The 22,525-nt window shown below is 39.0% G+C and carries 17 protein-coding genes; 15 read left to right on the forward strand and 2 right to left on the reverse strand.

Annotated features, from left to right (window positions below):
• The first annotated feature begins 55 nt into the window (after positions 1-55).
• Together ACQ4QH_RS01465 and ACQ4QH_RS01470 are read left to right on the forward strand one after the other, a co-directional pair.
• Positions 56-856, forward strand: coding sequence for an MBL fold metallo-hydrolase (locus tag ACQ4QH_RS01465; RefSeq protein ID WP_439819022.1), 801 nt, complete (start codon positions 56-58; stop codon positions 854-856).
• A gap of 108 nt (positions 857-964) precedes the next feature.
• Positions 965-2,182, forward strand: coding sequence for a S1C family serine protease (locus ACQ4QH_RS01470; protein WP_439819023.1), 1,218 nt, complete (start codon positions 965-967; stop codon positions 2,180-2,182).
• A gap of 505 nt (positions 2,183-2,687) precedes the next feature.
• On the opposite strand, the gene ACQ4QH_RS01475 is transcribed toward ACQ4QH_RS01470, so the two are convergent.
• Entirely contained in the window at positions 2,688-3,125 is a 438-nt protein-coding gene (locus tag ACQ4QH_RS01475) for a DUF1934 domain-containing protein (protein WP_439819024.1), read from the reverse strand.
• Positions 3,126-3,228: 103 nt separating this feature from the next.
• Here ACQ4QH_RS01475 and ACQ4QH_RS01480 point away from each other — a divergent pair, with 103 nt between their 5' ends.
• The 11 genes from ACQ4QH_RS01480 to ACQ4QH_RS01530 all read left to right on the forward strand — a co-directional run bounded on the left by ACQ4QH_RS01480 (position 3,229) and on the right by ACQ4QH_RS01530 (position 18,008).
• Positions 3,229-4,605, forward strand: coding sequence for an HD domain-containing protein (locus tag ACQ4QH_RS01480; protein ID WP_439819025.1), 1,377 nt, complete (start codon positions 3,229-3,231; stop codon positions 4,603-4,605).
• 15 nt (positions 4,606-4,620) lie between these two features.
• Complete coding sequence (gene yidA / locus ACQ4QH_RS01485) at positions 4,621-5,457, forward strand: sugar-phosphatase (RefSeq protein WP_439819026.1); 837 nt, start codon at positions 4,621-4,623, stop codon at positions 5,455-5,457.
• A gap of 79 nt (positions 5,458-5,536) precedes the next feature.
• Positions 5,537-6,133 carry a DNA-directed RNA polymerase subunit delta gene (rpoE, locus tag ACQ4QH_RS01490; protein ID WP_439819027.1) on the forward strand — a complete coding sequence of 199 codons (597 nt, stop codon included), beginning with the start codon at positions 5,537-5,539 and terminating at the stop codon, positions 6,131-6,133.
• 173 nt (positions 6,134-6,306) lie between these two features.
• Positions 6,307-7,917, forward strand: a complete 1,611-nt coding sequence (locus tag ACQ4QH_RS01495) for a CTP synthase (protein WP_439819028.1) — start codon at positions 6,307-6,309, stop codon at positions 7,915-7,917.
• A gap of 385 nt (positions 7,918-8,302) precedes the next feature.
• The gene (locus ACQ4QH_RS01500; RefSeq protein ID WP_439819029.1) at positions 8,303-9,565 is read left to right on the forward strand and encodes a UDP-N-acetylglucosamine 1-carboxyvinyltransferase; all 1,263 of its coding nucleotides are present in this window, start codon (positions 8,303-8,305) and stop codon (positions 9,563-9,565) included.
• A gap of 292 nt (positions 9,566-9,857) precedes the next feature.
• A complete protein-coding gene (locus ACQ4QH_RS01505) occupies positions 9,858-11,396 on the forward strand; it encodes a DEAD/DEAH box helicase (protein ID WP_439819030.1) in 1,539 nt (512 codons plus the stop codon).
• A 252-nt stretch (positions 11,397-11,648) separates the two neighbouring features.
• Complete coding sequence (gene alr / locus ACQ4QH_RS01510) at positions 11,649-13,169, forward strand: alanine racemase (protein ID WP_439819031.1); 1,521 nt, start codon at positions 11,649-11,651, stop codon at positions 13,167-13,169.
• Positions 13,170-13,179: 10 nt separating this feature from the next.
• Positions 13,180-13,542 carry a type II toxin-antitoxin system PemK/MazF family toxin gene (locus ACQ4QH_RS01515; protein ID WP_439819032.1) on the forward strand — a complete coding sequence of 121 codons (363 nt, stop codon included), beginning with the start codon at positions 13,180-13,182 and terminating at the stop codon, positions 13,540-13,542.
• 92 nt (positions 13,543-13,634) lie between these two features.
• A complete protein-coding gene (helD, locus tag ACQ4QH_RS01520) occupies positions 13,635-15,920 on the forward strand; it encodes an RNA polymerase recycling motor HelD (RefSeq protein ID WP_439819033.1) in 2,286 nt (761 codons plus the stop codon).
• Between the two features lie 109 nt (positions 15,921-16,029).
• Positions 16,030-17,049, forward strand: coding sequence for a tryptophan--tRNA ligase (trpS, locus tag ACQ4QH_RS01525; protein ID WP_439819034.1), 1,020 nt, complete (start codon positions 16,030-16,032; stop codon positions 17,047-17,049).
• 29 nt (positions 17,050-17,078) lie between these two features.
• Positions 17,079-18,008: a Ppx/GppA phosphatase family protein gene (locus ACQ4QH_RS01530; RefSeq protein WP_439819035.1), complete on the forward strand. Its 930-nt coding sequence runs from the start codon at positions 17,079-17,081 to the stop codon at positions 18,006-18,008.
• Between the two features lie 889 nt (positions 18,009-18,897).
• Here the strand turns inward: ACQ4QH_RS01530 and ACQ4QH_RS01535 are convergent.
• Positions 18,898-19,953 (reverse strand): Gfo/Idh/MocA family oxidoreductase, encoded by a 1,056-nt coding sequence (locus tag ACQ4QH_RS01535; protein WP_439819036.1) that lies wholly within the window; start codon positions 19,951-19,953, stop codon positions 18,898-18,900.
• Between the two features lie 159 nt (positions 19,954-20,112).
• Here ACQ4QH_RS01535 and ACQ4QH_RS01540 point away from each other — a divergent pair, with 159 nt between their 5' ends.
• Together ACQ4QH_RS01540 and pepV are read left to right on the forward strand one after the other, a co-directional pair.
• On the forward strand, positions 20,113-20,958 hold the full coding sequence (locus tag ACQ4QH_RS01540; RefSeq protein WP_439819037.1) for an NAD(P)H-hydrate dehydratase: 846 nt from the start codon (positions 20,113-20,115) through the stop codon (positions 20,956-20,958).
• A 77-nt stretch (positions 20,959-21,035) separates the two neighbouring features.
• Positions 21,036-22,454 (forward strand): dipeptidase PepV, encoded by a 1,419-nt coding sequence (pepV, locus tag ACQ4QH_RS01545; protein ID WP_439819038.1) that lies wholly within the window; start codon positions 21,036-21,038, stop codon positions 22,452-22,454.
• Positions 22,455-22,525 lie beyond the last annotated feature (71 nt).

Below are 22,525 nucleotides of genomic sequence, written 5' to 3' on the forward strand. Positions count from 1 at the left end.
TATTTGACAGTAAATCTGGACCACAACACAAGTTTCAGTTGGTGAGGAGTTAGGAATGGCGAACGATTTTAAAGTATCAATGTTAGCATCTGGTAGTAAAGGCAATGTGACGTTTATTGAAACGCCACACCATAATGTACTAGTGGACGCAGGCTTATCTGGTAAAAAAATAGCTGGTTTAATGGCACAGATAGGACGGTCACTGACGGATGTGGATGCTTTGTTTGTGACCCATGAACATAGTGATCACATTGCAGGGGTTGGTGTTTTAGCGCGTAAATATGGGATGAATGTTTATGCTAACCAAAAAACATGGGCTGCGATGGAAAATAAAATTGGGAAGATCAATCCGGAACAGGTGCAATTGTTTGAACCAGGGCAAACGAAACTGATGGGAGATTTGGATATTGAGAGCTTTAGTGTGTCTCACGATGCAGCTGATCCGCAATTCTATGCCTTCCACCATGATAATAAAACATTTGCTATGTTAACAGATACTGGTTATGTCAATGATCGTATTATTGGTACAATTAAAAATTCAGATGCTATTTTGATGGAAGCCAATCATGATTATGAAATGTTGCGAATGGGCAGCTATTCTTGGCCATTGAAGCAACGTATTCTAGGCGATCAAGGTCATTTATCTAATGAAGATGGCGCATTGGCTTTGACACAAATTCTTGGAAATCGTACAAAGCATGTCTATCTAGGACATTTAAGTCAAGAAAATAATCAAAAACCACTTGCTCATTTAACTGTTCAATCTGTATTGGAAGAACACGATTTTGGTGTTGATCATGATTTTGGACTATTAGATACGGATCCTTCTGTCGCCACGCAATTGATTCAAATTTAAGGACAATGATTCGCTGTTAAGGCGCTTTAAAGGGGATTATTTTAAAATTATTTTTACATAGACAAATAAAAGATAAGAACACGAAAACATAAGATACGGGGCATAAATATGAAATTATCATCTGAATCAAAAATTGTGGTAATTAGTGTTGTCGCTGGACTAATCGGTGGGGGTGTTGCTGCTGGTGGTGTGACATATTTTTCACAGGATGATCAGTCATCTGTGACGACCAGTAAAACAACAGCGGTTAAAGTAAATAGTAATAATGTTAAGGGGACTTCCAGTGCAACCAAAGCTTTTAAGAAAGTCTCCGGAGCAGTTGTCTCGGTAATTAATTTACAAAAACAACAGTCCTTAGAGTCTGGTACTTATGGTAGTACAACAGACAGTTCTTCAAGTAGTGATTCATCAGATCTTCAAACGGCGTCAGAAGGATCAGGTGTAATTTATAAAAAAGATAATAATACTGCCTATATTGTGACCAATAATCATGTCGTTGCCGATTCAAATGCTATTCAAGTTTTGTTGAGCGACGGGACGAAACTAACAGCAAAGTTAGTAGGGACTGATGAACAAACCGATTTGGCCGTTTTGAAAGTGTCGTCAAATAAAGTTAATGAAGTTGCTGATTTTGCTGACTCTTCTAAGACAGAAGCCGGTCAATCAGTATTAGCAATTGGTTCACCGTTAGGATCTGATTATGCAACGTCAGTGACGGAGGGAATCATTTCTGCTACAAAACGACAAGTTGATGCGACTGATGAAAGTGGTAATTCTTTGGGAAAGGCGACAGTTCTACAAACTGATGCCGCGATAAATCCTGGAAATTCAGGTGGTCCATTAGTTAATTTGGCTGGACAGGTAGTGGGAATCAACTCAATGAAACTAGCCTCTTCTGAAGATGGTACTTCTGTTGAAGGTATGGGTTTTGCAATTCCTTCAAATACAGTTGTAAGTATTATTAACGAACTTGAGAAGAATGGTAAGATCGAGCGTCCAGCCTTAGGGGTTTCGATGGTTGACTTGAGCAATGTTTCTACGAGCGATCAAAGTAATGTCTTACACTTACCATCCAGCGTATCGGGAGGGGTCGTAGTTGTTGACACTGAGGATAACTCGCCAGCTGCTAATGCTGGGTTGACTCAGTATGACGTGATTACCAAAATTGATGGTAAAAGTGTGTCGAATTCAGGTGACCTACGGGATGCGCTATATAAGCATAAAGTTGGCGATTCCGTACAGTTAACTTATTATCACAGAGGTAAAGAAAAAACCGTAACAGTAAAGTTGAATAAGTCGACAAGTTCATTAAGTAGTGCGCAATAAGCTTACGAGAGAGCGAGATAAAAGTCGTTTTTAAGCCGGTGTGACGCATGGTTTGTGCTATTTTTGGCCGTAGCAAAGCCGAAGGACAGGAATGGTGTAAATTGCGTTACATTGAGGTTTCAGACTTTTGGAACGCGTTTATGCTATAAAAATTACAGGTTTTATAATTAATACAATTTTAGCAAGAAGAGGTTGGAACGTTTTCTTTTGTTCCAACTTCTTTTTTGTAAACAAAAAGAAATGTTTTAGTAACTTTTTTGAAATTATCATCGCTTATATTATATATATCCGCTTTTGTTAGTGGAATTCATTACTCCCCAAAGTATATGAAAAATTACATAGTTCCCCAAACTATGTATCCCCCCTTCGCTGGTTGCGATAGTAGCCGGCGGCGGACCATCGCTGCGTTCCCCCTCTTGCACGATGGTCTTTTTTTTATCTAAAAAGTCGTTTACAAAAGATGATTTGACTTAGTGTCAATTCTTTTGTAAACGACTTTTGCTTTTTATTGTGGAATAGTTAGTGTGAGTTGATAATTACCGATTGATTCATGACGGTTTAATAAAGTGTATGTAATGGCTAACTTACCATAAGGATGGTCGGTAGTGATTTCATTAGTTAATTGATTAGTTCTTACAGTGATAGGAATGTTTCCTTGTGAGGTGATGTAATGTGATTGGAATTCTTGATCTGGTGAAAAATGTAACTGAACATCGGTGAAATCGTTGTGACGATGTAGTAATATATCGTCAATTTGTGATATTTTAAAAGTAACCGGTGTGGCAACACCATATTGATGTTCTGTATAGCAAAGATACAGTGCGTTGGGTGTTAGTGTCAATGTACCTAACTCTTTAAAGTTGAATGCTTCAGTTTGGTCATCTTGTTTAATTTGTGTTGATAGAGAGATAGTTGTTGACCATGTTTTTCTTATAGGTTGCATATAAAACTCCTTAGAATATGATTGTTTCAGTCCATTATACAGGGTTCAATAGGGTATAATGTAGTAAAAATATGTATTATTCGTCAGAATTAGAAAGGAAATCATGACGCAATTTATTAAAACAGGTTCAGAAAAAGTTTTTAGGGATCCTGTCCTGAATACGATTCGGGTAAAAGATCAGGTGATTCTTGAATTAATTGGGACGTCTGAATTTCAACGTCTGCGCCGAATAAAACAACTAGGTGTGGCGAGTGCAGTCTTTCATGGGGCAGAACATTCACGCTTTTCACACTCGCTTGGCGTTTATGAAATAGCTCGTCAATGTGCTGAACATTTGGAACGATTTTATCCTTCGCGTGAGCCAGGGGATGGGTTATGGGACGTTAGCGAACGGCTTGTATTACTCTGTGCAGCGTTATTACATGATGTTGGTCATGGACCATACTCGCACACATTTGAACACATTTTTAATACGGATCATGAGGCCTATACACAAGCAATCATTTTATCACCTAGTACTGAAATACATCAGGTATTGGTAAAGGTATCTTCTGATTTTCCTGAAAAGGTTGCCAGTGTGATTGCAAAAACCTATCCTAATCCACAAGTTGTTCAATTGATTTCTAGTCAAATCGATGCAGATAGGATGGATTATCTATTACGTGATGCTTATTATTCGGGTGCAACGTATGGACAATTCGATCTTTCAAGAATTATTCATGTCATGCGACCTTATGCTGGTGGCATTGCTTTTGATGAAAAAGGGTCTTACGCAATTGAAGACTATGTTGTTTCGCGCTATCAAATGTATGTACAAGTTTATTTTCATCCTGTATCAAGGTCGTTTGAAGTGTTATTACAGCATTTGTTAGAACGTGCAAAGGTTGTTTACGATGAAGGTCAAAAGGATTCACGTGTCAGTACGGCATTTATTTCACCAACCTTACAACCATTATTTGCTGGCAATTTAACGTTACAGCAATACGTGATGCTAGACGATTCATTGATGTTAGCGAATATCAGTGCTTGGCGTTATGCTGAGGATGCTATTTTGGCTGATTTAGCAACACGGTTTATTGATCGAAAACCATTAAAATCAATTGTTATTACGAATGAGACAAAAAAATTATTGCCAACAATAAAGCAATTGATTGACTCGGCAGGATTTGATACCAGATATTATACAGCTGAAAATGATAGCTTTGATTTACCATACGATGCATATAATCCTAAAGATAAAAAACCACGAACGCAGATTGAACTGATGCAATTAGACGGCTCTCTAAAAGAACTATCGACCCAAAGTCCTTTGGTTGAAGCAATGACAGGACGGATTTTTGGTAACGCACGTTTCTTTTTCCCACGAGAAATGTTAGTGCAACATGCAGTCGACGATATTATGGCGCCAATATATAGTGATTTTCAACGTTATGTCCATAATGAAACGTTAGTGGATCCGTTAGATGCTGAATCGAAATAGGAGTAGTTTTAAATAATGGGAATTAAGTTAATTACAATTGATATTGATGATACACTCGTTAATTCTGAGAAGCAGATCACGCCACGTGTTAAACAAGCGTTGCAAGCAGCTACAAATCAGGGCGTTAAAGTTGTCTTAGCGACAGGTCGTCCGCTATCAGGTGTCCAAGATTATTTAACACAGTTACATTTAGCAAATCAATCGGACCAATTTGCTATCACGTATAATGGTAGTGTTGTGCAAACAACGGCTGGTGAACAATTAGGCGGTCATGAACTATCTTTAGCCGACTATAAAAAGTTTAAAGCAATTGCTGAAAAATATAATTCTTACATTCAGGTGGAGTCACTTTCATATGCTATTACAGCAAATACAATGGTAAATCGATTTGCTAATGGTGAAAATAACATGGTAAGGATGCCATTGAAATTTCAACCGGTGTCAGATATGACGACAGATGAACATTACGTTAAATTCATGTTCATTGACGCGGCTGAAAAAATCGATGAAATTGCTGAGCACATGCCACAAGATTTGAAAGATGAGTATTACATCGTGAAATCAACGCCAAATTTCTTAGAAGTGATGCATAAGCAGTCTACTAAGGGAAATGGATTACAGCTGTTGGCTGATAAACTAGGCATTGATATGAGCGAGACAATGGCATTAGGTGATCAACATAACGATTTAACAATGATTGCAGTGTCAGGAATTGGCGTGGCGATGGCTAATGCTGTACCTGAGGTAAAGGCAACAGCGGATGTGATGACAACTTCACAAAATGAAGATGGGGTTGGATTAGCCGTTGAAAAATGGGTTTTGAATCAATTTGTGCAAGAATTAGAAAATTAAAATGAAAAGTATTTGCCGAAATGACAGAAATATTGTAATATTAGACATTGAGTAAGACCGCGAAAGGACGTGCAGTGATTTGGCATTAACACAATTTGACGGCCAAAATAAGGATGAGCTTTCAATGATTGAAGTTGCTCGTGCAATTTTGTCTGACCGTCATGAAACCATGGGATTTAATGACTTGTTGAATGAAGTGCAAGCATTCACCGGTAAGTCGGATGAAGAAATTCGTACGCGCTTATCACAATTTTATACTGATTTGAATATTGACGGTTCATTCATTTCATTGGGTGATACAATGTGGGGATTGCGTTCGTGGTACCCAATCGACTCAATTGATGAAGCTGTTCACATGGATCTGGAAGAAGAAGTTGAAGGCAAGCCTAAGAAGAAGAAGCGTAAGAAGATCAACGCATTCTTGGCTGATGTTGATGACGATGATGATGTCATCGACTATAACGACGATGATCCTGAAGATGATGACTTTGATGTTGCAGATACCGATGATGATGATGACAGTGCTGATGATATCGATGACGATGATGATGACGACGATACAAGTACTGATGATGATTTCGATCATGATGAGGTTTCTGGTGGCCTTGGTGACGAAATTAGTGGCATCAAGACTGACGTAGATGATGACTACGGTTCTGGTGATATTGAACATTAAGCATCGATTAATTAATTGACAAATACAGGAATTTCATGTATTATTAAATTCCGGGCTCTTGTATTAAATTACAAGGCGTAATCAAAGTTGATTAATGCTCCCAACGCTACTATAAGCATTGGGAGTTTTTTATTTTTATTGGCATTGGCACAGAACTCGGAGGATATATTTATATGACGGCTAAATACATCTTTGTTACTGGTGGTGTGGTTTCATCATTGGGAAAAGGTATTGTTGCAGCTTCACTAGGACGGTTATTAAAGAATCGTGGTTTTAAAATTGCGGTACAAAAATTTGATCCCTACATCAACATTGACCCAGGGACAATGTCACCATACCAACACGGTGAAACGTTTGTTACTGAGGATGGTTTGGAAACAGATTTAGATTTGGGACATTATGAACGATTCATTGATATTGACCTAAATAAATATTCAAACGTCACATCTGGACGTGTGTATTCAGAAGTTCTTGCAAAGGAACGTCGAGGCGATTATGATGGCGCAACAGTCCAAGTCATTCCACATATTACGAATGCATTGAAAGAAAAGATGATGCGTGCAGCTGAAACGAAGAATGCAGACATCGTTATTACTGAAGTTGGTGGAACGGTTGGAGACATTGAATCATTGCCATTTATTGAAGCCTTGCGTCAAATGAAGCGAGAAGTAGGTCCTGAAAATGTCGCCTACATTCACACCTCATTGATTCCATATTTGCGTGCTGCAGGTGAGATGAAGACAAAACCTACGCAACATTCAGTTGCTGAATTGCGTTCATTAGGAATTCAACCGGATATGTTAGTTGTTCGTACGGAGCAACATATTACGCAAAGTATGCGTGATAAATTAGCATTGTTTACTGATGTGGCACCGGAAGCGGTTATCGAATCATTAGACGTTGATATTTTGTATGAAGTTGTCTTGAACATGCAAAAGCAGGGGATGGATGATGTGATTTTGAAGCGTTTGGGACTTTCTGCACCGGCTGCGGACCTTACAGAATGGCGTGGCATGATTGATAAGATTCGTAATCTTAAGAAGAAAATCAAAATCACACTTGTTGGTAAGTATGCTGATTTACAAGATGCCTATATTTCAGTGAATGAAGCCTTGCGTTCAGGTGGCTATGCGGTAGATGCTGACGTTGATATCAATGCAGTAAATTCTGAAAAAGTAACGGCAGAAAATGTTGCAGAAATTCTGGCTGATGCTGACGGTGTCATTGTTCCTGGTGGATTTGGTTCGCGAGGAACCGAAGGTAAAATCGCTGCCATTCAGTATGCTCGTGAAAATAACTTACCATTCCTTGGTGTTTGCTTGGGTATGCAATTAGCGACAGTAGAATTTGCTCGTCATGTTTTGGGACATGCTAATGCTAATTCTATTGAGTTGGATGAAAATACAGATACACCAGTTATCGCATTAATGAATGATCAGAAGGAAATTACAAATCGTGGTGGTACCATGCGTTTAGGATTGTATCCAGCTTCATTGAAGGAAGGCAGCCTAACACAAAAGTTGTATGGTGGTCAATCAGAAATTCAAGGTCGTCACCGTCATCGCTATGAATTCAATACGACATATCGTCAAGAATTTGAGGATGCTGGTATGGTCTTTGCGGGTACTTCACCTGATCAAAGTTTGATGGAAATTGTTGAAATACCTGCTAACGATTTCTTTGTGGCAGCACAATATCATCCAGAGTTAACGTCACGGCCAAATCGTCCAGAACCATTGTATGCTGGATTTGTTAAAGCTGCTTTGGCACATAAAGAAAAATAATTTTAAAAAGTGTTGAGTAAAATAAATTTTGAATTCAGGTGTTGAATAAGGATTCAATCTTTTTGGACACGTAAAAATGATTGATAAATTTAATTATCAGTCATTTTTTTAGGTTATTATAGTATTCAGTTGTTATAATAGTTTATGTAGTTATTTTTGAATATTTTATTACTTTTTTGTGTTTGCTTTTTGTAAAAAGATAAATAAAAGACATCTTCTTGTAATTTAATTGTAACTACTGTAAACTTATTTAAGTATATTGTTAGCAATGGTATCTGACCATTATTGTTTGGCGATAGTCGAATGATTGATAACAATGAAAAATTTTGAATGAATGGACCTTAATGAAGGATGATAGAGTAGTAACTCTAAAAGGATTGATAAAATGAAGAAGTTGGTAATCCATGGTGGACGACGGCTCAGTGGTGAAGTAACCATTGGTGGTGCAAAAAATTCTACTGTTGCGCTAATTCCTGCAGCAATTTTAGCTGAAACACCCGTGAAATTTGATAGTGTACCCGATATCTTAGATGTTTATAATTTGCAGGCAATTTTGAATTCAATGAATGTCACCTCTACATTTAGAGGCGGCGAATTGATGATTGATCCAATTAACATCGTTGAGTCAGAGTTACCATCAACAGCAATTAAGTCATTAAGAGCCTCTTATTATTTTATGGGATCATTATTAGGCCGGTTTGGACGAGCAACCGTGACATTCCCAGGTGGTGACAATATTGGTCCACGACCAATTGATCAACATATCAAAGGTTTCGAAGCTTTGGGAGCCACTGTTCATGAAGAAAATGATACCGTATATATTAACGCGGAAAATGGACTAAAAGCGGCTCGTATTTTTTTGGATGTTGTCTCAGTAGGGGCTACGATGAATATTATTATGGCGGCTGTTCATGCTGAAGGAACAACGGTTCTGGAGAATGCTGCTCGCGAGCCAGAAATCATTGATTTAGCAACCTTTTTGAACAATATGGGTGCTCAAATTCGTGGTGCTGGAACTGATGTTATTCGTATTACTGGTGTAAAAAAGTTAGAATCTAAAAATACCCATACGATTATTCCAGATCGTATTGAGGCTGGTACATATCTTGCCTTGGCAGCTGCACAAGGAGATGGTGTGCTGGTTAAAAATGTGATTCCAGAACATTTAGAGTCATTTACAGCCAAATTATTAGAAATGGGTGTTGAGTTAGAGGTACGTGAGGACAGTATTTACGTACCAAAGTCAGTTAATTTGAGTCCAATTCATATTAAGACGGCGCCTTTCCCTGGATTTGCAACTGATTTGCAGCAACCAGTTACACCACTCTTAACTTTGGCTAGCGGTACGAGTGTCATTCAAGAGACGATTTATCCTGAACGGACACGTCATATACCAGAACTACAGAAACTTGGCGTTGATATATCGAATGATGTCTATGGTCAAATTAATGTGACAAAATCAAGCAACTTCCACGGTGCACGAGTGTCTGCTGCTGAGATTCGCGCAGGAGCTTCATTGGTTGCAACTGGATTGATGGCTGATGGTATCACTGAAGTTATTAATGCGGAACATGTTTTACGTGGTTATGACCACATTGTTCATAAATTAACGATGTTGAATGCTGACATTCAGATTGCAGAAGAATAAACCAACTTAGAATGTAAAAAATAAAATGTTGTGCAAAAATTAGGCTGTAGTCTAATGAAAGCGTACACATTTTGTTTTTTGCATTTTTTTTTGCAAATACTTGAGAAAAGCCAGTCTTAATGGTTGCTAATTACTTATTATCAGGATAAACTAGATAAGTTACGAAAATAAAGGACGATTACTAATGATAAACGCAGTATGGACGCCGGATTGTGTCTAGTTTGTTATTATGTTGATAAGTTCGCGATATTGAAGAACGATTGTTGCGGCAATCGTTACCGGAGGAAAAATTTTGAAGTTTTCAGAGTTAGGTCTTACGCAAGACCTGTTAACAGCCATCGAAAAGCATGGCTATGTAGAAGCAACGCCGATCCAGGAAAAGACAATTCCTTTGACTATGGCTGGTAAAGACGTTATTGGTCAAGCACAAACAGGAACTGGAAAAACAGCAGCGTTTGGATTGCCAATCTTAGAAATGATTGACAATGAAAATAAGGATGTGCAGGCATTGGTTGTTTCACCAACCCGTGAATTAGCCATTCAAACACAAGAAGAATTATTTAAATTAGGACGTGATAAGCATGTTCGTGTACAAGCCGTTTTTGGTGGTGCAGATATTCGTCGTCAAATTAACGGATTAAACCACGGTGCTCATATTGTTGTTGGAACACCTGGCCGTTTGATTGACCACATTCGTCGTGGCACAATCAATTTATCACATGTTAAGACATTAGTTTTGGACGAAGCTGATGAAATGTTGAACATGGGATTCTTAGAAGATATTGAGTCAATTTTGAAGGCTGTGCCTGATGAACGTCAAACGTTGCTATTTTCAGCAACAATGCCACCAGCAATTAAGCGAATTGGTGTGCAATTTATGACAGAGCCTGAGCACATTCAAATTGCAGCTAAGGAATTAACAACTGACTTGGTTGATCAATATTACGTTCGTGTCCGTGATTTTGAAAAATTTGATGTCCTAACACGTATTTTGGATGTTCAACAACCAGAATTAGCAATCATGTTTGGTCGTACAAAGCGTCGTGTTGATGAATTGACTCGTGGATTAACATTACGTGGCTTCAAGGCCGCTGGTATTCACGGTGATTTGACACAACAGAAACGTACTCAAGTATTGAAGCAATTTAAGAATCGTGAAATTAAGATTTTGGTTGCGACAGATGTTGCGGCTCGTGGACTAGATATCTCAGGGGTCACATACGTTTATAACTTTGATATTCCACAAGATTCAGAATCATATGTTCACCGTATTGGCCGTACTGGACGTGCCGGTGCACACGGTAATTCTGTAACCTTTGTAAGTAATTCAGAAATGGATTACTTAAAGGATATTGAAAAGCTAACTAAGAAGCGCATGCAACCATTGAAGCCTTACACTCGTGAAGAAGCTTTGGCTGGTCGTATGAGTGTTGCAACTGATTCAATTTCTGATATTGTTAAGGCCACTGCTGGTGTTGCTAATTCAGAGCAAGTTGACCAATTGGTAGAACAATATGATGCAAAGGCATTAGCAGCTGCCTTATTAGGTGCTGTTGCTAACGTTGAGCAGATGGATGCTGAATTTAAGTTGTCACACGAACGTCCATTACCACACAAGCATGGTAACTTCGGTGGTTCACGTCGTGGTGGTGGCTACCGTGGCCGTCGTGATGGCTCACGTAATGGTGGTTATCGTGGTAACCGTGGGCAACGCGAGCGACGTTCATACGATCGTGGTTCACGTACTGGATCAGGTGATCGTTCACAACGTGGACATTCAGGTGCACCACGCCGTCAATCACGTAATTTTGTGATTAAAAATAACGACTAATTAAGTATGAATGGCTTATTAGTCTGAAATGAATAATAGTGCCATTGTTGTTATATCAAGACATCAGTCTTGTGTAACATATCTAAGAGGCATCAATCTTCCAACTTTAAATTGGTAGATTGATGTCTCTTTTGATATATAATGGGCGATTTATAGCGTAGCCTCGGTTTTGTATTTATTAAATAAAAAAATAGTCAAACATTGATGGGTTATAGAGGGTATAATGAATATAATATTTTGGGAGGTATGTACATGATTGTTGGACATGGAATTGATGCGCAGATTATTAGTCAGGTTAGTGCGGTTGCTGAACGGCGTCCTGGCTTTGTAGATGTTATTCTGACGCCAGCAGAACGTGCGGTTTATGATGCAAGAAAAGGTAAGCATCGCCAAGAATTTTTAGCAGGCAGGTTCTCAATAAAAGAAGCCTATAGCAAAGCGATTGGAACTGGTATTGGTTCGCAAGCACATTGGCAAGATATTGAGATTTTACCCAATGACTCTGGTCAGCCAATAATGGTCAAGCATCCTAAGCAAGACCAAGTTATTGTACATATTTCTATATCACATACAGGTGATAGTGTTCATAGTTCTGTTATTTTAGAGGAGATGTCCTCATCCGCAACCAAAGCAGCTGATCAACGAAATATTGATGATCTGGCGATTATTAGTACCAGACGACCTGCTTGGATCGAAATTTCAGAGCGTGCGATTCAAAAAAATATTGCTGTGATTCGTGAACTAACAGGTGCACACCATTTTATTGCAATTGTTAAAGCCAATGCCTATGGCCATGGGATGGCACAAATTTTAACAGCTGCTAAACATGCCAATGTTGATGGATTTGGTGTGGCAACCATTGATGAGGGGATTTGGCTGCGCCGTTATGGAATATTGGAACCAATTTTTATATTAGGTGTAACACCTGTTACGTATGTTGATGATTTAGTGAAATATCAGTTAATACCTGTGGTAACGAGTGAAGCCTGGTTAAATGCGGCAATTAATAAAGTATCACCTCAAGCATCATTAGCTATTTCTATTGGGGTTGATACTGGTATGGGAAGAATTGGTATTCGTCACCATGACGAATTACAACGAGTTGTTCAAAAAATTAACCAAACTGATCAACTAATTCTTAAAGGAATCGGCATGCACTTTGCAACAGCTGATGAAAAAGACGAAGCATATTATCAAAAACAAGTTCAAACTTGGCATGAGCTTGTTGATGATTTACCATTGCCTCAGAATATCTGGTACCACTTAGCAAATTCAGCGACAGCATTATGGCATGAACAACCAAGTCGGGATGCAATCCGGGTTGGTGCTGCGATGTATGGGTTTAATCCTTCTGGTAAGGAATTAATGGCAAATCAATTGACACCAGCATTGACGTTGAAAGCGGAACTTGTTCATGTAAAACAAACAGAAGCTGGTACGTCTATTTCCTATGGTGCAACGTATCAAACTAAGCAACCAGAGTGGATTGGTACACTACCACTTGGTTATGCAGATGGCTATGCACGTCAATTGCAGGGCATGTATGGACTGCTGCCAGATGGTCGTCATGTTGAAATAATTGGACGTATTGCGATGGATCAATTAATGGTGCGCTTACCAGAAGAAATGCCAGTCGGCACAGTTATTACTTTAATTGGTAAGGTTGGTGATGAAGAAATTACGTTGGTAGACTTGGCTGAGCGCTTAAATACGATTCCTTATGAAATTGCGACAAGCTTATCAACGCGCTTGCCACGAAAATTAGTAAAGTAAAGAGAGATATATGGCTATTAAAAATGATATTAAACGTGGTGATATTTTTTTTGCTGATTTATCACCCGTGGTTGGATCGGAACAAGGTGGTCAACGTCCAGTTGTTATTGTGCAAAATAATGTTGGCAATCAGCACTCACCAACTGTGATTGTGGCGCCAATTACTGCTAAAATAGCAAAACCTAAGTTACCAACGCATGTTGGTTTACCAGCTGAGTCTGTGGATACAGGAATTGGCAAAGATTCTGTTATTCTGTTAGAACAGATTAGAACGCTGGATAAACGTCGTCTACAGGATAAAATAGGGACAGTGCCAGCAGAATTAGTTGTTAAAATAGATCAAGCATTATTTATTAGTCTTGGCTTAGTATAATTCATACAATTTTAGTAAAGAGGTTGGAACATTTTTTTGTCCCAACCTCACCTGTTTTTATGAGTAAAATTTGTTGAGAGGGAGGGAAAAACATGCATCAAGAACAAGCTGCTGAACAAAGAAGATTAGATACAGTCGTACAAAAAATAGATCAACAATTGTTAGAAGCAAGGGAAGCATATACAAAGGCCCACTCTGAAACTCGAGCTGTTGAAAGTAACTATATTGCCAACACGTCAATTAATACCGTTGAAATTGATGACGCGATGGAGACAAATGCTGAGATTCAGCAACAACGAAACATCGTGGCTCGTGTTACGGAAACTGAGAATATTATGGCGAAGGCAGTTGACACACTAACAATGCTACGACCAAATCCATATTTTGGACGGGTAGATATTGTCGAAGATAATTTGCCAGAAACGCTCTACATTGGATTAGCATCTCTGCAAGATGACCAAGGTGATTTTTTAATTTATGATTGGCGGGCACCAATTAGTGGTGTTTATTATAATGGGACACTGGGACAAGTTAGTTATCCGACACCAAATGGCGAGCAAATTGTTGATTTAAAAAAGAAAAGACAGTTTGTTATTAGTGAAGCTAAGATTACCAACATGTTTGATACTAATGAAACTGTTGGTGATGAGATGTTGCAATTTGCCTTGGGACAACAAAATGATGAAGTGATGCGCAATATTGTGGCAACTATCCAAAAGGAACAAAATCAAATTATTCGTGACACGACAAGTGATTTGTTAGTCGTACAAGGCGTTGCAGGTTCTGGTAAAACATCAGCAATTTTACAAAGAATTGCCTTTTTGCTTTTTCATGCACGTGAAGCACTTAATTCTGATCAAATTGTGCTTTTTTCACCAAATCGCCTTTTTTCGAGTTATATCGCCGATGTTTTACCATCATTAGGTGAACGCAATATGCGTCAAGTAACATTAGCTGAGTTTTTTAGTGCTCGTCTACAAGGATTAACAGTACAGACATTATTTGATCGTTATGAGCAAGAACAACAGATGATTGGACAGGCTAGTCAAAGTATTCGAGAAGTACTTGAAAGTGCCGATATTGTAAAATTTATCCAAAATTATGTTGCACAATTACGAACGAATGAGCTACATTTTGTTGATATTTACTATGAAGATAAAGTCTTCTTTAGTGCAGAAGACTTGGCTGATTATATGGCAACGTTGTCTGTGAATTATTCGATACGTGAACGAATTGACATGGTTCAAAAACATTTTCTACAAGTGTTGACGGATCGAATTGACCAGTTGCAAGATGCGGATTGGGTACTTGAAGAATTAGACAACTTGATGGATCAAGAGTATCAAGATTTGCTTGGTGATGAAGACATCGAGGAAACACTGGCAGCAGAGAATGTTAATGATGTCATTTCATTGGTGGCTAAACGTTATTTAACGAAACACTGGCAGATTATTGATGATGCCTTATATAACAGTTTCTTTCTTGACATTTATGAACAATATGTGTCATTTTTGGCATACATGGGTGAGCAGGATACTGAACATCTTGATTGGTGGGAAATGAAACGCGATCGATTTGCAAGGCAGTTAGAATACCATCGCATTGATTTAGAGGATGCCGCACCACTGTTATTTTTGCGGGATGCTTTGACCAGTGGTGGTACGAATCAAGCAATGTCATATGTATTTGTGGATGAAATGCAAGATTATGCATTATCACAATTGTTGTATCTAAAACATGCTTTCCCACGGGCAAAATTTACGGTGTTAGGTGATTCTGAACAAGCTTTGTTTCGTGCTGTTGAGACACCACAAGCGTTACTTGATAAATACGCACAAGCATTTGTTGCCAAGCGTCCAACCTTGATTAAACTGAATAAAGCGTACCGTTCGACACAAGAAATTATGAATTTTGCTAAGGCATTACTGCCGGATGGTGAGGACATTATGACTTTTACAAGACATGGTGAGAAACCAAAACTTATTCAAACAACAACCAAGGATGTTAGTGCGGTTTTGACAAATGAAGTGACCCGATTACGGCAGAAGTTCCAAACGGTTGCGATACTGACTAAAACTGCAACGCAGTCTGTAAAAGTAGTTGATGCTTTACGCAATTATCCAGAAACAGTACAATTGCTACATGCAACGGACCGCTCACGGATGTCTAATGTGTTAGTTATGCCAATTTATTTGGCAAAAGGTTTGGAGTTTGATGCTGTCATCGGCTATGACGTGTCACAGGAAAATTATCCAGATGACCAAGCGACAGGATTGCTATATACACTAGCATCGCGTGCGATGCATGCCCTTAGTTTAGTCAGCATTGGGCGTGTTTCGGGGTTAATCACTCGAGTGAATGAAACGCTTGAAAAATAAACAATTGTATAATAACTTACTAAGCGCTTGTTATCGTCCACAAAAACTTTTACAATTGATTTTGACGAATTTGATTTTGTGATGTGGTCACAATAGAAAGAAGAAAAATATGACTGAAAAGAAAGTTTTGTTAACTGGTGATCGCCCAACCGGTAAACTACATATTGGGCATTATGTCGGATCATTGAAAAACCGTGTTGAAATGCAAAACTCTGGCCAATATGATCCTTACATTATGGTGGCTGATAAACAAGCATTTACCGATAATGCACGAAATCCTGAAAAAATTCAAAACTCTCTTTTGGAAGTTGTTTTGGACTATTTAGCAGTTGGGATTGACCCAGCAAAGACAACGATTTTTGTGCAATCTGCTGTACCAGAGTTATCTGAATTGACGGAATACTTTTTGAATTTGGTGTCAGTGGCACGTGTACAACGTAATCCGACTGTTAAGGCTGAAATTCAACAAAAAGGGTTTGGTGAAAGTATCCCAACTGGCTTCTTTATTTATCCAGTCTCACAAGCTGCTGATATTGCTTTGTTCAAAGGACAAGTCGTACCAGTTGGGGATGATCAAAAGCCAATGCTGGAACAGACACGTGAATTAGTTCGTACATTTAACCGATACTATAATACTGATATTTTGGTGGAACCCGAAGGTATTTTTCCACCAGAAGGACAAGGTCGTATCCCAGGTCTAGATGGTAACGCGAAAATGTCAAAGTCTTTGGGAAACGCTATTTACTTAAGTGATGATGAAGATACACTTTGGGCTAAAGTAAAGTCAATGTATACCGATCCAACTCATGTACGTTTGGCAGATCCAGGTCATGTTGAAGGAAATATGGTATTTACCTACCTTGATATTTTTGACGAAGATAAGGCATATGTTGCTGATCTGAAGGCACAATATGAAGCTGGTGGATTAGGTGATATGAAGATTAAAAAATATTTGTTTGAAGTATTGAACAAAGAGTTAGCACCAATTCGGGAACGTCGCGCACAATTTGCAGCAGATAAAGCGGCTGTTTTGGATATTGTGAAGACGGGATCTGAAAAAGCCCGTGTTGTTGGTCAACAGACTATGGCAGAGGTTCGCCATGCAATGGGTGTTGATTACTGGGGTTAATGATTATTGATACCTTGAAGGAGCATTAAATGAGTTATTTGGCAGTCATTGACTTGGGTTCCAACTCAACCCGCATGGTGGTTGAGGAACTACAAGAGGATGGAAATTTTGTTGAATTACGCCGGCGCAAATTAGATACACGTTTGGCTGAAGGCATGGATGATAATGATGGTGAGTTGACAGATGCGGCGATGACCCGTGTTGTTGATGCGCTGTTAGAATTTCAGCAAGATTATATGATGTTTGATGATGTGACAGTAGTTGGTATTGCAACTGCTGCGGTTCGTGAAGCAGAAAATCAAGCTGAATTCTTAGACAAGGTTTTTCGGGCAGTTGGTGTCGAAATTCGCGTGTTAACGGGCGATCAAGAGGCTTATTATGATTATTTAGGAGCAGTATCAGCTTTGGATATTTCTGATGCTTGGTTATTGGATACTGGCGGAGCGAGTGTTGAATTAGTTGGCATTGAAGAACGCATGGCCACGAATATGATGAGTCTACCATTTGGTGCGGTCAATTTGTCTGAAAAGTTCAAGTTGAACGTTGATGGTGTGGTCTCACCTGATGCGATTGCTAAAGCAACGAAGTATGTGAACGATCAATACTTTAAATTACCTTGGTTAGATGATACGGTAACTTTACCAGTTATTTTGTTAGGTGGTGCTAATCGGTCTTTGGCTAGATTAGATCGCGTCCAACATGGGCTAGCTGCTGACTCAGATTTTCATGGGTATGAAATGACTACGGCAGCAGTGCTTGCAACTTATGAAAAACTAGTAAAGATGACTAGAGCAGAACGAGAGGCATTATTAGGACTAGAAGCTAATCGTGCAGATATTATGATTAGTGGCTTATTACCGTTGGTAGAACTAATTAAACGTACAGGCTCAAATAAAGTTATTTTTTCATCGTCGGGTGTACGCGAAGGGCTCTTACAAGAGTATCGGATGAATAATTAAAGATAAAGATGAAGTCGAAGTTTTCTGATTTACATTGGAAATCCTCGACTTTTTCTATTGTCCTTAGGCCCTATATTCACTTCCAAAAACAAAAATTTATCAGCTCTGCATAAACGCGCTCCAACAAGCAGCATTCCTCATATAAGCCCAATTTTGACCCAGCCGCTTACAGCGCCAGGGCACAAAACAGGTCTTATACCGGAACGCTAGGCGCTTGTTGTCACGCTCTGCATAAACGCGATGAGCTACCAGTTCGTCAAAAATAAGCAATCAATATGTCACACGCCTACGCAGTCGCTTCGGCAGCGTGCCAAATTGATCACTTATTTTGGACTCCAAAACGGTAGCTCATCAGCTCTGCATTAAAAAACCGCCGGTACGTTGACCCGCGGTTACTTCTGCTATACCCATAGGATACAACAAGGGGAGCACTTGAATTTGCTACCCTATATTCAATTGTAATGGTAATATCTAGAGGCTTAATCTGCAGATTTAAGCGACTGTCGCTAGTATTACCGAAACCATCAAATACATCTTGCTCGCAACTACTACTCATCCACATTTATCCGTTTAAAAAGCGAACCGTGTCGGGAGCAGCCTCCAAATCAACAAACATGTTTTCACCCTACGAAGAGATATCGTTCGTTATTGAAGAAACCGATGCTAATGACTGCAAGATTGTCAATTCATGACTTAATGTTTATCATTCAAAATTTGATACTAGTAATATCTTGCATCATTACTGTGACACGCCCATATGGATTTCAGTAGCTAAAGCGATGTTTGAGGTTGAAAAGAAATCATTTTTCAAATCATCTACCTACCTTTCCTTTGGTACACCATTATAATAACACGACTTGAAAACGGTTACAAATATTTAGCACCATAATTAATGATTAAAATAAACAATATGCGGATTAACGTCGGCTATGCCAGCTTCTAGTATCTGCATGGTGGTCAATAATTGTTCATCTGACACTAATTTTGGTTTTTTATTAACGATTGTTTCAAAAACTGAGTCATAGACCGAACCATAGTCACCTAAAATCGACGGCACAAACTTTTCTAAACGATCATTATTTTGATTGTAGTAGGTAACCTTACCATAGTCTTGTGGTGCATCTTGACCAAAGCCAAGGTCTCCTGGCATGATACCGGCTTTTAGGTCGTATTCTTGTTGGTCAATGTTGTTCTTGATATATGAACCCTTGGTGCCATGAAGAATCCACTTTGGATAGTGGGTAACAGTCGTTTCACTTGACTGAATGGTTGCCTTAAAAGCATCGTTATAAAATAAATTAGCCTCAAATTGATCGGATAGAGTTGCTGATAAATCACGTGTCGCTCTTAAATCATAAGTTACGGCCTGTGGTGCACCAAATAAAGAGACGATTTGATCAACTAAATGAGCACCATGGTCAAACCAGGTTGTTTCCATTGCGCTACCGGTTGATTTGGCATCGTTTGGTCGATAATGATCCATGTGTAGTTCAAGTTCAATAGGACGACCGACATAACCAGTATTAAGAACGTGCTGTAAGGTTAAGAAGTCACTATCAAAGCGTCGATTTTGGAATGGCATAAAAAATAGACCATTTTTATTCGCAAGATCAATCAGTTCTGTCGCTTCTTGTGCTGTTGCAACTACCGGTTTATCAACCAAGACATTTTTGCCAGCTAGTAATAACTGTCGAACGACTGCAAAATGAGTTGGCGCTGGTGTAACAACAATGACTAAATCTAATGTCTTATCAGCAATAATATCCTGTATATTTGTCGAAAAGACGGTGCCATTTTTTTCAAGGGCATTTCGATCATCTGGCCGTTTATTAATATGAGGCGCAACGATACGACCAATACGAAATTTATCAGGGCGTTGACGGACATAAGGTATATGGTAACGATTAGTACTTTTTCCAAATCCAACATAGGCGATGTTAAGCATAATTAGCCTCCAAATTTTATTCTCACTCTATTTTCATGTCTTTCATGTATTTGTGCAATAGATGTTAGAATAGTAATATGAAATAGAATAATAAACAAGTTTTTATACCATGACATGGCAAGGTATAAGCATTATTTTAGGAAAAACTGGAGAATCACTATGGTTAGTGAATTAAAATCAGATATTTTACATGAAGTTATTTTAAGGCGACCTGATCAAAGCCATAAAGGGGACTACGGTCGTGTGCTACTGATTGGGGGAAGTGTGCAATTTGGTGGTGCTATTTTAATGGCTAGTCAGGCAAGCATTGGTGCTGGTGCCGGATTAACAACAGTTGCAACAGATCGGACGAATTTAACGGCTTTGCATGCACGTACACCAGAAGCGATGTTTGTCGACTGGCAAGATAGTGACCAGGTGGTCAAAAATATTGAAAAAAGTGATGTGATTGTTATTGGACCAGGTTTGGGAACGGACCAACAGGCGGTTAATTTAGTTAAACGCGTATTCGCGATGGTTACGCAACAACAAATTTTAGTGGTTGATGGTTCAGCATTAACCATTATGGCCGAAAATCATTTAATGTTTCCACGTCAACCTTATACAATTGCGACACCTCATCAAATGGAGTGGGAGCGTTTGAGTGGTATTCAGCTAAATTATCAAACGGAGCACCAGTTAAATGAAGTCCAACGTCAAATTTTGAATTTAGATGTTTTAGTGTTGAAACAGCATCATACTTTAATTTACGCACAAAATGAACTCCGTCAATTAATGATTGGTGGTGCTTATCAAGCAACTGGTGGTATGGGAGATGTATTAGCGGGTACGATCGGCGGATTTGTTGGTCAGTTCAAAAATAACCATTTAAAGGCAGTAGAGGCAGCGGTCTATGCGCATTCGATGATTGCACAAGAAATGGCCAGTCATAGTTATGTTGTAAAGCCATCATTTATAGCAGATGCTTTACCAAATTATATGGCACGTATTCAATCTAATTTATAAAGCATACTGGGTCGGTGTGCATTTTCATAAAGAAGTGTATAATTGAGAACAATGTTAATCGTGGAGGAATTAAAAAAATGGCAAGACAATGGCGTGCTGAAGCATTGAAATATGAAGATGATTTACTAAAAGATTTGAAAGAAATGTTAGCAATCAAATCTGTTCGTGATGATGAAGCGGCAACAGCAGATGCACCTTTAGGACCAGGTCCTAAGGAAGCATTGTTGAAGTTTGAAGAATTTGCTAAGCGTGATGGCTTCCGTGTCGGTAATTACAAGAATTTAGTGGCTTATGCTGAATTAGGACCTGAGGACGCAGAAGAAACAGTCGCTATTATCGGTCATTTAGACGTTATGCCCGAAGGTGATGGTTGGACAAAGGATCCTTGGACACCAGTTATTGAAGATGGACGTTTATATGCTCGTGGTGCTTCTGATGATAAAGGACCAACGTTCGCAGCTTACTACGCACTTAAAATGATTAAGGAACTAGGCGTAGAGCTAAAGCGTAAATTAGTTCTGGTTGTTGGTATCGATGAGGAATCTGATTGGACCGGAATGGATGAATTCTTTGCTGAATATGGTGAACCAACTATGGGATTCTCACCAGATGCAGAATTCCCAATTATCAATGGTGAAAAAGGAAATGTTTCAATTGTCACTCGGTTTGCGGGAACGCAAGGTGGTTCATTGAAACTAATTTCATTTACTGCTGGTCAACGACCTAACATGGTACCAGGTGTTGCAAAGGCATCGGTTGAAACAACCGATACAGACGCATTAGTTGGTGCTATGAAAGATTACTTAGCTACTGAAACCCGTGTTAAGGGAGAAGCAACAGTTGCAGGTAATCAAGTAGATTTCACATTCTACGGCAAGCAAGTGCATGGTGCTATGCCTGAGACTGGGGAAAATGCAGGAACTTACTTGGCTAATTTCCTACAATCTCAAGACTTTGGTGGCAATGCGCAAGGATTCTTGACGTTCCTAGGAACTAAGCTACATGATGATACCGTTGCAGATAAGATTGGTGCTAAGACACATGACGAACTAATGCACGATTTGTCAATGAATGTGGGAATTCAACGCTTTACTGATAGTCAAGATGGTTTTGTTAACACGAATTTCCGCTATCCACAGAATACTACGGCTGAAGAAATTGAAAAGCATGTTGCTGAGTCATTACCTGATGGTTTTGATGCCGTAGCTAAGCAAGAAGGACATGCGCAAGTTCCTCATTACGTATCTGGTGATGATCCACTTGTTCAGACGTTATTGCAAGTTTATCGTGATCATACTGGTTTGCCAGCTGGTGAACAAGTTATCGGTGGTGGTACATTTGGTCGTTTGCTAAAGCGTGGTGTTGCCTTCGGTGCAATGTTTGAGGGTGTGCCAGATACGATGCATCAAGCAGATGAATTCTATCCAGTTGCTGATTTGACACGATCAATGGCTATCTTTGGTCAAGCAATGTATGAATTGGCAAACGTTGAATAATATGAAATAAGTTATATATAAAGTTGGCGAAAAATTTCGCCAACTTTTTTCATTTGTAATAAAAATATGTT

This window comes from Weissella paramesenteroides, from assembly GCF_051903945.1.
GTDB lineage: Bacteria > Bacillota > Bacilli > Lactobacillales > Lactobacillaceae > Weissella > Weissella paramesenteroides_A.

Coding starts and splice junctions, on each gene's coding strand:
- ACQ4QH_RS01515 (WP_439819032.1), top strand. CDS start 13,180: ATGGCTATTAAAAATGATATTAAACGTGGTGATATTTTTTTTGCTGAT.
- yidA (WP_439819026.1), top strand. CDS start 4,621: ATGGGAATTAAGTTAATTACAATTGATATTGATGATACACTCGTTAAT.
- ACQ4QH_RS01495 (WP_439819028.1), top strand. CDS start 6,307: ATGACGGCTAAATACATCTTTGTTACTGGTGGTGTGGTTTCATCATTG.
- helD (WP_439819033.1), top strand. CDS start 13,635: ATGCATCAAGAACAAGCTGCTGAACAAAGAAGATTAGATACAGTCGTA.
- pepV (WP_439819038.1), top strand. CDS start 21,036: ATGGCAAGACAATGGCGTGCTGAAGCATTGAAATATGAAGATGATTTA.
- ACQ4QH_RS01470 (WP_439819023.1), top strand. CDS start 965: ATGAAATTATCATCTGAATCAAAAATTGTGGTAATTAGTGTTGTCGCT.
- ACQ4QH_RS01475 (WP_439819024.1), bottom strand. CDS start 3,125: ATGCAACCTATAAGAAAAACATGGTCAACAACTATCTCTCTATCAACA.
- ACQ4QH_RS01530 (WP_439819035.1), top strand. CDS start 17,079: ATGAGTTATTTGGCAGTCATTGACTTGGGTTCCAACTCAACCCGCATG.
- ACQ4QH_RS01540 (WP_439819037.1), top strand. CDS start 20,113: ATGGTTAGTGAATTAAAATCAGATATTTTACATGAAGTTATTTTAAGG.
- alr (WP_439819031.1), top strand. CDS start 11,649: ATGATTGTTGGACATGGAATTGATGCGCAGATTATTAGTCAGGTTAGT.
- ACQ4QH_RS01500 (WP_439819029.1), top strand. CDS start 8,303: ATGAAGAAGTTGGTAATCCATGGTGGACGACGGCTCAGTGGTGAAGTA.
- trpS (WP_439819034.1), top strand. CDS start 16,030: ATGACTGAAAAGAAAGTTTTGTTAACTGGTGATCGCCCAACCGGTAAA.
- ACQ4QH_RS01535 (WP_439819036.1), bottom strand. CDS start 19,953: ATGCTTAACATCGCCTATGTTGGATTTGGAAAAAGTACTAATCGTTAC.
- ACQ4QH_RS01480 (WP_439819025.1), top strand. CDS start 3,229: ATGACGCAATTTATTAAAACAGGTTCAGAAAAAGTTTTTAGGGATCCT.
- ACQ4QH_RS01465 (WP_439819022.1), top strand. CDS start 56: ATGGCGAACGATTTTAAAGTATCAATGTTAGCATCTGGTAGTAAAGGC.